Genomic DNA, 11,630 nt, shown 5'->3' with positions numbered 1-11,630 from the left:
GAGCGCACAATAAAAAAGCTGCGGGGGAGACCCGCAGCTTTGTAGAAAGCGATGGACTTGAGGGCTTACCTGATCTTGGCCTGTAGAACGATGTCGGCCAGCTTGCTGCCCTTCAGCGCGTCTGCGCGCGAACAGACACCGAGTTCGATCTGGTTCGACGTTTTTTCCGCTGCCGGCCTTGAATTGTCCAGAACCACGAGGCCGACGTCATGATTCCTGTCGACGAAGGGCATCACCACGTCCTGATAGCCGACCCCGGTCCGGCCAAACCACTTGTCGGTCACCACGACATCAGGCTTGAACCGCTTGATCGCCTCGCCGACCACCTCCGGCGACGTCATCGCCCGCACGCGGATACGGCCGTCACGGCCCAGTTTTTCCGCCATGTTACCGGCGGCGGTGCTGTTTTCGCTGACGATCAGTACGGATGCCGTATGCGATTGGGCCGTGGACAGGGAACGACGACCGTATCCTTCGATGACCCGCATTGGGTGGCTGCCTGAACTTCTGGTTTCCGGAGTCTGGAAGGTGGCGATAGACGACTTTGACATCATACCGTCCTTCCCACATGTGACTGATCACCCGCAAGGACGCATAACCCTGCGAGCCAGCCGCATGAATGGCGGCTTGGATACACCAGGATGTGGCCTTGTTCAACTGAAATGAACAAGGGGGGCTTGCGGGCTAACCCTATCAAGGCAGGATCAGCCGGAAAGCGCCAAGATGGGGGCCTGCCGCCAGTGGCTGGTGGTGGATGCGCCGGAGATCTCTGCCCTGTCCCGTTTATCGTCACCCGCATACATTTCCCCCCGGCGGATGGATGACTGTTCCTACAATATGTTGTGTGCACGCGGTGGCACAACGCAAAAAACCTATCCCGCCGAAATTTTGCGCGATTGAGTCAAAAGAACAAAATAATTTGTCTAAATTTATAAATGCCTCTTTGGCTTAATGAACAATTCCGCTGTGATCAGGTAAGCGCGGATCATTGTCAACAACAGCATGGCAATTTCGGCATACTGGTGGATGAGGGGTGGGACGATGCCGGCCCGATCCCAGGGGGGAAGGGGTGGTGCGGCCCGGCGGGTCGCCCATTCCGCCGCGTCAGGCATCGATACAGCGCTCTGGTTCCACCAGCAGCCACGCCGCCTGGATCAGCGTGTCAGCGTCACCCCGCGGGCGCCTGAATGGCACTGAGCCACTGCGCCGTTGGCTCGTCGACGATGCGCTCCTCCACATCGTTCGGTTCCGGTTCGGCTGGCGGGGCGGTAGAACCGCCTTTTTCTGCAAGTAAGAATCGCTTGCATAGACAGGGGCGGTACTGCGTTTTTCCGGCGGATGGGCAGCAACCGCCACAGGTGCGCGGCAGGGTGGAGGTGGGGGAAGCACAACATCGTCCGCGGATGTTGCTTGCACCGTCCTTCAGCTGGACTGACCGTTAGCTTGCTAAAAATAACATTGCAAATAAGAATTAATCTCATTATGTAGGGCGCGGAACTCGACATTCTCGGGGCGCCAATCCCAAAAACGATTATCGCGCCCGCGCCCCTCGCCTGAGGGGGCTTCGGCCGCGACCAATACGATGCTCTCCGGGCAGGGCGGGGAGACAGGGGCATGGCCAACAAATCCGCGAATTGACATCAGCACAGTGACGTATGGGGGAGCATCGGAATGACGATTGACAGGCAGCCCGGACGCCGTGCGGGACAGAACAGGGGGCGCGTCCGCCTGCTGGCGTCGGTTGCGGCGGCAGCCCTGCTGCTGCCGGCCCTGGCCTTGGCGCAGGCGACGACGAGCACGGGGGATGCTGCCCCGTCGGGGGCGACGTCGTCGGGGGCGATGACGTCCGGGGCGATGACGCTGCCGACCATCGACGTTGGCGCCGACCGTCAGCGCGACGCCAACCCGCCGACCACCGTCGGCTCCAAGCTGCCGCTCGCCCCGCGCGAGGTGCCGCAGACCGTCACCACGGTCCCGCGCGAGCGTATCGAGGAACAGAAGCTCATCACGCTCGAAGATGCGATGAAGCAGACGCCGGGCGTCACGGTGGAGCCGATCGACGGCAACCGCCTGCAATTCTATTCGCGCGGCTTCGAGATGACGAACCTGCAGTTCGACGGCGTGCCGACCACGCTGGACAGCCGCATCTTCGCCTCGCCCGATCTGGCGATGTATGAGCGGGTGGAGGTGCTGAAGGGACCGGCCGGGCTGCTGAACGGCATGGGCGGTCCCGGCGGCGCCATCAATCTCGTCCGCAAGACGCCGAAGAAGACGCTGGAAGGCTATGGCGAGCTGACCGCCGGCTCCTATGCCAACTACCGCGGCGAAGGCGACATCACCGGGCCGCTGAACCAGTCCGGCAGCCTGCGCGGACGCTTCGTCGGCGCCTATCAGGACCGCAACGGCTTCCAGGACTGGACGACGCAGGACCGGGCGGTCGCCTATGGCAGCATCGCCGCCGACCTGACGCCCGACACCACCCTGACCGCCGGCGCCTGGTACCAGCGCATGAGCTACAAGGGCGCCTGGAACCTGCCGGGCTATGCCACGGTGGTGAACGGACAGCCGCAGTTCCGGCTGCTCGACGTCGACCGCTCGACCTCGCTTGGCGAGGAATGGAACCGCGACATCTTCACCAGCAAGGGCGGTTTCGCCGATCTGGAGCACAAGTTCGACAATGGATGGGCGGTGAAGCTGGCCACCCATTACATCGACAATGAGATGGACCGGAAGATGGCCTACGCCTACTCCCCGGTCACGCCGGGGGTCAACCGGACGACGCTCTACGCCCAGAAGGTCCGTTACGATCAGGATCAGATCGGCGCCGACCTGTCGGCCAGCGGCAATTTCGGGCTGTTCGGCCAGACCCACGAGGCGGCGGTCGGCGCCAATTACGAGCGCTGGACCTTCCGCCACCGCGCGGCCAACCCGGTCGGCAGCTGGTCGGTGACGCAGAACATCTTCGCCCCCAACGCGTCGGTCGCCGAGCCGGCCTGGCGCGACTGGCAGCGGGACACCAAGACCACCACCGACAGCTGGGGCACCTACGGCGTCCTGCGCCTGAAGCTGGCCGATCCGCTGAAGCTGATCGTCGGCGGGCGGATGAACTGGTGGCAGACCAAGGTCGATGCCGACGCGCTGGCCCGCACCGCGGAGAGCAGCGCCTCCGTCCGCGGCAAGGTCACGCCCTATGCCGGCCTCGTCTACGAGGTGAATCCCACCTACGCGCTCTACACCAGCGTGACGCAGATGTACCAGCCGCAATCCTTCGTCGATGCGTCCGGCAAGGTGCTGGAGCCGCTGAAGGGCCGGCAGTACGAGGCCGGCGTCAAGGCCGATTACTTCGGCGGCCGCCTGCACGCCACCGCGTCGGTCTTCCACATCGAGGAGGAGAACCGGCCGCAGGCCGACCCGCGCTATCCCAACCAGTCGATCTACATTTCCGGCGGCAAGGCGCAGAGCCGCGGCTTCGAGCTGGACGTCTCCGGCGAGATCCTGCCGGGCTGGGACGCCTATGCCGGCTACACCTTCACCCGCGCCAAGAGCCTGGACAGCAGCGCCAACTCCGGCAGCGCCTTCACCGCCATCGCGCCGATGCACCAGTTCAAGCTGTGGACCAACTACCGCCTGCCCGAGAGCATCGACGACCGTCTGAGCGTCGGCGGCGGCATCAACGCCCAGACCTCGATGTACAACGAGTTCCCGTCGCTGGGCGGCGCCCGCCTGACCCAGGGCGGCTATGCGACGGTGGACGCCCGCGTCGGCTATGACGTGACCGAGAAGGTGACGGCGGCGGTGAACGTCAAGAACCTGTTCGACCGCACCTATTACCAGCGCATCAACAACGTGCAGTCGGGCAACATCTACGGCGAACCGCGCACCGTGATGCTGACCCTGCGGGCCAAGCTGTAACGGCGGCTTTGCGGGGGTGGGGGCCGGCCGGGCTCCACCCCCGCAAGTCTCCGAGAAATCGCTTGTCCATCGCGGCGGGCGGGCGCAAAGCTCAGGTCTTCCGCCGGCCCTACCCCTTTCGAGGGGAGGGGCCGGCTCCGACCTTTGCCCCGACCTTTTCCCAAGTGCCACCGCGATGATGACCCTGTTCCGCCGTGCCGTCCTGCCGCTCGGGCTGGCGGCAGCCCTGCTGTGCCTGCCGGCTTCCGTCATGGCGGGCCAGCGCAGCTATGCCGCCACCCATGGGGCGGCGCCCTTCGTGACCCGGCATCTGATCCCCGGATCGGACATCGACCTCGCCCAGGTCGACCTGACGCTGCCGACGGCAAAGGTGGTGGCGTTGACCATCGACGACGGGCCGGACGGCCATGACCCCCACATCCTCGACATCCTGCGGGCGCATGGGGCGAAGGCGACCTTCTTCTACATCGGCGCCAAGATCCCGGAGCATCACGACATCGCCAGGATGGTCGCCACCTCCGGCAACGAGGTCGGCAGCCACACCCAGACCCATCCGATGACCACCGACCTGAAGCCGGCCGAGCGCGAGTGGAACCTGGCGCAGGCGGAAAAGGCGCTGGCGTCGGTCGGGGTGACGGCGACATGGTTCCGGCCGCCCTATGGCGACGTGGACGATGCGCTGGCCGCACTGGCGCGCCGCCACGGCATGGCGACGGTGCTGTGGACCGCCGACAGCCAGGACTGGAAGGACACCGGCCCCGACATCATCCGCCAGCGCATTGTCGAGCGGCTGGCGCCCGGCGCCGTCGTGCTGATGCACAGCACCAAGGCGGCGACCGTCGCGGCGCTGCCGGCGATCCTGGAGGAAGGGGAGAGGCGGGGCCTGCGCTTCGTCACCATGAGCGACTGGGACGCGGCGATGCGGCAGTCGGTGACCCCGGAGCTGGCGCTGCTGCACCCGGCCCCGCGGCGGCGCTGAGCGGCAGGGGCGAAGAGCAGGGGCGGGCGGCACGGCGATCTGGATTTCCCCTGATTTGCCGCCTGCCGCCGGCGTCAGGTAGACTTGGATCGGCGGTGAGCCCGGTAGGCAGGGGGAATTGGGCATGGCGGCAAGGCTTGCGGTTGGCGTGGTCATGGCCCTGGCGCTGGGGTGCGCCCCGGTCGCCGCCTTCGCCGCCGATCCTCTGGAATCGTTCAACCGGACCATGTTCGCGGTCAACAAAGGGTTGGTCGACTGGGTCGTCAATCCGGCCGTCGACCGCATCGGGCCATGGGTACCCGCCCCGGTCTCGGCCGGCCTGTCGAACGCCTATGCGAACCTGACCGAGATCGAGATGGTTCTCGACAACGGCTTGCAGGGCAAGGCGGGCGGTGCCGCCGCCTCGGCGGCGCGCTTCGGGATCAATACGACGCTCGGCGTCGGCGGCCTGTTCGATGTCGCCACGCGGCTCGGCCTGGAGCGCCGGGAGGAGAATTTCGGCGCGTCGCTCTGCAAGACCGGCCTTGCGCCCGGATCGTACCTCGTGCTGCCTTTCGTCGGCCCCACCAACACGGTGGCGGCGGTGGCCCTGACGGCGGGCATCGCCGCGGAGGTCTATGCGCTCAGCTTCATCTCGACGACGCTGGCGGCCGTCGATTTCGTGGTCATCGACCTGGGCGGCTCGGCATCGGCCCTGCGGCATGCCAAGAACATTCCGGCGGCGGGCGAAGACCTCTATGCCGTCCAGCGCGACGAATACCGGCAGTACATCGAGACGGGATGCGGTCCGGCCCGTCCGGCCCAGGCCCGTCCGGCAATGAAGGCGGAGCTGTAGGAGACGGAACAAGGCTGTGCCCCCAGCGATGCCCCCAGAGATGCAAGGATGTCCCATCGGCGGACGGAGCCTGCGGGTGTAAGATGGCGCGGAGCAGCGCCGGTCCCGTAAGGCCGCTGCCGGGAAAACCGCCATGCCTGTCGAGCCCTTCACCCTGGTCCTCTCGCTGCTCCAGCAGATGTGCGTCTATCTGGTGATCGCCTATCTGCTGAGCCGGACGCCGCTGTTCCTGCCCTTGACCCATGTGACGGTGCGCTGGCCGCACAAGCTGGCCTGCTACGTGATCTTCTCGATCTTCTGCATCATGGGGACCTATTTCGGCCTGCACATCGACGACAGCATCGCCAACACCCGCGCCATCGGCGCCGTGCTGGGCGGCATCTTCGGCGGGCCGTCGGTGGGGCTGGCGGTCGGGCTGACCGGCGGGATGCACCGCTATTCGCTGGGCGGCATGTCGGCGCTGGCCTGCGCCATCTCCACCATGGCGGAGGGGCTGATCGGCGGGCTGGTCCACCGCCACATGGTGCGCCAGGGCCGGATCGAGCCGCTGTTCAACCCGCTGCGCGTCGGCGCCGTCACCTTCGTGGCGGAGGTGGTGCAGATGCTGATCATCCTGGCGGTGGCCCGGCCCTTCGAGGCGGCGATGCATCTGGTGGAGGTGGTGGCGGCCCCGATGATCGTCGCCAATACCCTCGGTGCGGCGCTGTTCATGCGCATCCTGCTGGAGCGCCGCGTGCTGGACGAAAAGCAGTCCAGCGCCTTTTCCGCCAAGGCGCTGAAGATCGCCGCGCGCTGCGACGGCGTGCTGCGCGGCGGCTTCAACAGCGAGAACAGCACCCGCGTCGCCCGCATCATCTTCGAGGAGACCGGCGTCGGCGCCGTCGCCATCACCGACCGGGAAAAGCTGCTGGCCTTCATCGGCATGGGCGACGACCACCATCTGCCGGGCACGCCGATCAGCTCAAGGCAGACGCATCAGGCCATCGCCAGCAACCAGGTGATCTATGCCGACGGCAACGAGGTGGCCTATCGCTGCTCGATCAGCCCGTCTTGCCGGCTGGGGGCGGCGCTGGTCATCCCGCTGGTCGGCGAGGATGGCGGGGTGATCGGCACCATCAAGCTGTACGAGCCGAAGACCAAGATCTTCTCCACCATCAACCGCACGCTGGGCGAGGGGGTGGCGCGGCTGCTGTCGAACCAGATCCTGGCCGGCCGCTACGAACAGCAGAAGGCGCTGCTGGCGCAGTCGGAGATCAAGCTGCTGCATGCCCAGGTGAACCCGCATTTCCTGTTCAACGCGCTCAACACCATCTCCGCCGTCATCCGCAACGATCCGGAGCGGGCGCGGCAGCTGGTGCAGAACCTGTCGACCTTCTTCCGCAAGAACCTGAAGCGCCCCAGCCAGATGGCGACGCTTGCCGACGAGGTCGAGCATGTCAGCGCCTATCTCCAGATCGAGCTGGCCCGCTTCACCGGGCGGCTGGCGGTCGAGATCGAGGTGCCGGACGAGCTTCGCCACGCCCGGCTGCCGGCCTTCTCGCTCCAGCCGCTGGTGGAGAACGCGATCAAGCACGGCACGGCCCAGCTTCTCGGCGATGGCCGGGTGCGCATCGCGGCGCGGCGCGACGGCGGCGACCTGCTGCTGGCGGTGGAGGACAATGCCGGGCTCTATGAGGCCAGGCCGGGCGGCGACGGGCTGGGCATGACCATCGTCGACCGCCGCATCCGCAACCGCTACGGTGAGGCGTACGGCGTGTCGGTCGCCTGCGAGCCCGATGCCTTCACCCGCGTCACCCTGCGCCTGCCCCTTGAGGAAACCGTGCCCGCATGACGGCTCCCGCACTGCCATCCGCCATCACCGTCCTGATCGTCGATGACGAGCCGCTGGCGCGGGAGGAGCTGCGCCGCCTGCTGGAGGAGGCAGCCGACATCCGCATCGTCGGCGAATGCGCCAACGCCATCGAGGCCATCGGCGCCATCAACCGGCAGGCGCCCGACGTGGTCTTCCTCGACATCCAGATGCCGCGGGTCAGCGGGCTGGAGATGCTGAGCATGCTCGATCCCGAGCGGATGCCGCGCATCGTCTTCCTGACCGCGCATGACGAGTATGCCGTCCAGGCCTTCGAGGAGCACGCCTTCGACTATCTGCTGAAGCCGGCCGATCCGGCGCGGCTGGCGAAGACGTTGCAGCGGCTGCGCCGCCAGCATGCGCCGCAGGAGCTGTCGGTCCTGCCGGGGGCGGCGGAGCTGCGCCACATCCCCTGCACCGGGGTCAACCGCATCACCCTGATGAAGCTGGCCGACGTCGAGTATGTCGTCTCCCGCCCCGCCGGCGTCTATGTGGTGGGGGAGGACGGGCAGGAGCGCTTCACCGAGCTGACGCTCCACACCATCCAGGAGAAGAGCCCGCTGTTCCGCTGCCACCGCCAGCATCTGGTCAACCCGGACCGCATCCGGGAAATCCGCTTCGCCGATGGCGGACTGGCGGAAATCCAGACCACCGGCGGCCATGCGGTTCCGGTCAGCCGGCGCTTCCTGGGGGCGCTCAAGGAGCGGCTGGGGATGGGGTGACGCCGGCACCCATCATAGGGGCTGGTCAAGACGACAGGGAACCTCGGGGGGCGTTGAAAACCCCATTTTGGACGGTTCCTCTGTTTGGTTGAAAACACGATAAGGGTACCATCGGCCCAACATGACAGGAAAGAAGGTGTTTTAATTTTCTGTCGGATTTCTTTCTTTTCGGCAGTGATGGAAATGGCAAAGAAACTTTCAGATATTCTGCGTGAATGGGATGGGCTCACCAAGAAGCATCGCGAGCATTTGGTGAAGCATAAATTCAGCAACAAGTTCGCTGTCGTGTCGAAGGACATCGACGGGCTCCTCGACGATTACAAGACCTACACCAAGCTGGTGGGCGAGCAGGGCAAGGTCGTCGATTCCATAAAGTTGCAGGTCTTGGCCCAGGCGGCGGCTTTGGGCAAGAAACTGAAGGCCAGGCTGATTGCCACAAAAAAGGAAAAAGAAGAGGGGCTCGCGTCTCTCGATGATTTTTGCAAATGCATCACCCACGAATCGTACGAAGTGGACCCGAAGCTGCTCGGCAAGGAGTGGGTGGAACTGTGGAAGGAAAGCAAGGGCAAGAACAAGGCCCTGAATGCCATCCTCCTGGACGATTCGAAAATGGTCCCGCTGCTCAAAAAGCTGGCCGACGAGTCCAGGAAATACGACGGCCTTGCTGCCAAGCAGGGAACCGCAAACGCGCTCCTGAACCGCAAGACCGATCTGGAGATCAAGCCTGACATTGCAAGGAACATAAAGTCCTTGTCGAAGTGGGAAGACAGGAAGGCCGCGGAAGAGGTGTCGGCCTTTCTGAAGAATTTCGAGAAAACCCTGAATGTCGTGATCTTCTGAAGAACGCCGTCCGGGCAAAGTCCAATCTGGATCAGGTTCGCCGCACTGTCTTGAAGTCGGTCGTGCGGCATCCCGGCCCATCCCTCGCAGGCCGCCGACGCGGGTTTCTTCCCGTCGCGGGCGCTCTCCGGTCCTCCGACCATGGCCGAATGGCCGCCGCCGGTGTTACCGGGGGAGACGGTGCAGGATGGGAGGGGGCGATGGGCAGCGTGCGAAGGGGATGGGTGATCGTCGTCGATGCGGCCTATGGCTGGATGAACGACGACGCGATGAGCATGGCGGCCTCCATCGCCTTCTACACCATCTTCTCGCTGGCGCCGCTGGCGATCCTGGTGATCGCGCTGGCCGGGCTGGTGTTCGGCGACGAGGCGGCGCGCGGCGCGCTGGTCGACCAGTTGACGGCGCTGGTCGGGCACGATGCCGGTGAAACCCTTCAGGACCTGATCGCGCGGGCCGGCGCGAAGGAGACCGGCATCGTCGCCAGCGTCATCGGCATCGGCACCATCCTGGTCGGCGCCACCACCGTCTTCGTCGAGCTTCAGGCCGGGCTGAACCGCATCTGGCGGGTGGCGGCCCCCCAGGAATCGACCATCACCTGGCTGGTGCGTGTGCGGCTGAAGGCGCTGGCGCTGATCGGCGCCATCGGCTTCCTGCTGATCGTCTCGCTGGTGGTCAGCGCCGGTCTGGCGGCGGCCGGCCGCTGGGCCTCGGCCTATCTGCCGGCGATGCCGTCGCTGCTGTGGCTGTTCGACGTGCTGGTGTCCTGGACGGTGCTGACCGGCCTGTTCGCGCTGATCTACCGCATCCTGCCCGACGCCTACATCCGCTGGGCCGACGTCTGGCTGGGGGCGGCGGTGAACGCCTTCCTGTTCGCGGTGGGCAAATTCCTGATCGGCTTCTACATCGCCACCAGCGGCGTGGTGTCGGTCTATGGCGCGGCCGGCTCCTTCGTGCTGATCCTGCTGTGGGTCTATTATTCGGCGGTCATCTTCCTGTTCGGGGCGGAGCTGACCCGCGCCTATTCGGAACGCAGCGGCAGCCGGGCGCGGCTCCCCGGACTGAAGCCCGAGGCCGGTCCCGGGGTGGGGGAGGGGGCTACCGTCCGCAGCAGCCCCGTCCCAGAGTCATCAGGATCTGCCGCGCCTTGAAGGACCGGGGGTCGAGCGGCGGCTCGTCCGGGGCGAGGCGGGCCTGGGCCTCGCGGTAGCGGTCGTAGCTGTCGTCGTTGAACAGGCGGCGCAGGTTGGCAAGCGCCTTGCGCAGGGGTGTGCGGGGGCAGGGCTCGGTCATCGGAGATCTCTGGCGAAAGCCGGCGCGGCGTTGTGGGACGTCCCACCTTAGCGCCATCGCCGCACGCGCGGGACCGCTTTCCGGCGAGCGGCGCTCCGGCGGCCCGAGCGGCGCATTCCGGGGCTTGAGCGGTTTTGGGGGCATGCCGCCGGCTCGCGGTCACACTGGCCCTTGCGCCTCGCCGACCAGCCAGTCGACGAAGCCGGCGACCAGCTTTCCCGCATCGGCCTGGGGTGGAACGAGCGCCACGTACCCCGTTCTCGGAACTCGGATCTCCGGCAGCGGCGTCATCAGCTTTCCGTTGGCGAGGTCGATGTCCAGCATCGGCAGCGGGCCGATCCCGATGCCGAGCCCGTCCTCCACCGCCTGACGGGTGACGAAGAAATGATCGAAGATCTGGCGGGGATGACCGGCCAGATGCTGGAGCCCCGCCGCTTCGAGCCAGCCCGCCCAATCGCCCGGACGGGTTTCGCTTGCCAGCAGGGTGTGGCCCTCGATGTCGGCGGGCTTGCGGATCGGCCGCCGCGCGAACAGCGCCGGGCTCATGATCAGCGTGTCCACATCGTCCAGCACCGGAACGACGCGGTGCTGGGGCCACACATGCTCCCGCGCGGCGCCGCGCCGGATCGCCACGTCGACGCCGCCGCGCAACTCCTCCAGCACGGTCGAAACCGTGGTGACCGCCACCTCGACCTGCGGGTGGCCGGCATGGTAGCGGCCGAGCCGCGGGATCAGCCAGCGCATGGCGAAGCTGGTCGGAGCGCTGACCCGCAGGATGCGCCGCGCGTCGGGCCGGCCGCAGGCTTCCGCCGCGACGGCCAGCCGGTCGAAGGATAGCCCGACCTCGGACGCGAAGATCCGCGCCATCGGCGTCGCCACCATGCGGCGCCCGTCCTTGGTGAACAGCCTCTGCCCGAGCCAGCTTTCCAGCGCGGCGATCTGCCGGCTTACCGCGCCGTGGGTGAGGCCGAGTTCGGCCCCCGCCTCGGCATAGCTGCCGGTCCGGGCCGCGACCTCGAAAATGCGCAGGGCGTTCAGCGGAGGAAGGCGGCGCATGAGCGGTCCTTTGGGAAAACCCGTGAGGAAAACGAACGCTATCCGTGATTCAAACCATACTAGTCGATGAATCATCACGGGTATACCCTGCCTGCCCATTCAGACCAGCCGGGCAATGCCTGTGGCGCCTCCGGGAAAGCCATCGAA

General features: G+C 66.2%; 10 protein-coding genes. 7 read left to right on the top strand and 3 right to left on the bottom strand.

The window, feature by feature from the left end; translation table 11 throughout:
* Positions 1–65 precede the first annotated feature (65 nt).
* Positions 66–488 (bottom strand): response regulator, encoded by a 423-nt coding sequence (locus tag CRT60_RS05375; protein ID WP_098735404.1) that lies wholly within the window; start codon positions 486–488, stop codon positions 66–68.
* Between the two features lie 1,183 nt (positions 489–1,671).
* Between CRT60_RS05375 and CRT60_RS05365 the strand changes: the two genes are divergently transcribed.
* The 7 genes from CRT60_RS05365 (at position 1,672) to CRT60_RS05335 (ending at position 10,285) form a co-directional block, all read left to right on the top strand.
* Complete coding sequence (locus CRT60_RS05365; protein WP_098735402.1) at positions 1,672–3,912, top strand: TonB-dependent siderophore receptor; 2,241 nt, start codon at positions 1,672–1,674, stop codon at positions 3,910–3,912.
* Between the two features lie 175 nt (positions 3,913–4,087).
* Positions 4,088–4,891, top strand: a complete 804-nt coding sequence (locus CRT60_RS37480) for a polysaccharide deacetylase family protein (protein WP_098735401.1) — start codon at positions 4,088–4,090, stop codon at positions 4,889–4,891.
* A gap of 124 nt (positions 4,892–5,015) precedes the next feature.
* Positions 5,016–5,726, top strand: coding sequence for an MlaA family lipoprotein (locus CRT60_RS05355; RefSeq protein ID WP_098735400.1), 711 nt, complete (start codon positions 5,016–5,018; stop codon positions 5,724–5,726).
* A gap of 133 nt (positions 5,727–5,859) precedes the next feature.
* On the top strand, positions 5,860–7,557 hold the full coding sequence (locus CRT60_RS05350; protein WP_098735399.1) for a sensor histidine kinase: 1,698 nt from the start codon (positions 5,860–5,862) through the stop codon (positions 7,555–7,557).
* A complete protein-coding gene (gene btsR / locus CRT60_RS05345) occupies positions 7,554–8,297 on the top strand; it encodes a two-component system response regulator BtsR (protein ID WP_193548406.1) in 744 nt (247 codons plus the stop codon). Before CRT60_RS05350 ends, btsR begins: the two co-directional genes overlap by 4 nt.
* A gap of 183 nt (positions 8,298–8,480) precedes the next feature.
* A complete protein-coding gene (locus CRT60_RS05340; protein WP_143273093.1) occupies positions 8,481–9,137 on the top strand; it encodes a hypothetical protein in 657 nt (218 codons plus the stop codon).
* 200 nt (positions 9,138–9,337) lie between these two features.
* The gene (locus tag CRT60_RS05335; protein ID WP_098735397.1) at positions 9,338–10,285 is read left to right on the top strand and encodes a YihY/virulence factor BrkB family protein; all 948 of its coding nucleotides are present in this window, start codon (positions 9,338–9,340) and stop codon (positions 10,283–10,285) included.
* On the opposite strand, the gene CRT60_RS05330 is transcribed toward CRT60_RS05335, so the two are convergent.
* Together CRT60_RS05330 and CRT60_RS05325 are read right to left on the bottom strand one after the other, a co-directional pair.
* On the bottom strand, positions 10,233–10,427 hold the full coding sequence (locus tag CRT60_RS05330; RefSeq protein WP_098735396.1) for a YbdD/YjiX family protein: 195 nt from the start codon (positions 10,425–10,427) through the stop codon (positions 10,233–10,235). The two genes, CRT60_RS05335 and CRT60_RS05330, sit on opposite strands and share 53 nt — an antisense overlap.
* 159 nt (positions 10,428–10,586) lie before the next feature.
* Positions 10,587–11,483 carry a LysR substrate-binding domain-containing protein gene (locus CRT60_RS05325; protein WP_098735395.1) on the bottom strand — a complete coding sequence of 299 codons (897 nt, stop codon included), beginning with the start codon at positions 11,481–11,483 and terminating at the stop codon, positions 10,587–10,589.
* Positions 11,484–11,630: the final 147 nt, after the last annotated feature.

Source organism: Azospirillum palustre (assembly GCF_002573965.1).
Taxonomy (GTDB): domain Bacteria; phylum Pseudomonadota; class Alphaproteobacteria; order Azospirillales; family Azospirillaceae; genus Azospirillum; species Azospirillum palustre.
Note: the sequence above shows the minus strand (reverse complement) of the source record. Positions and strands in the feature narration are given on the sequence as shown.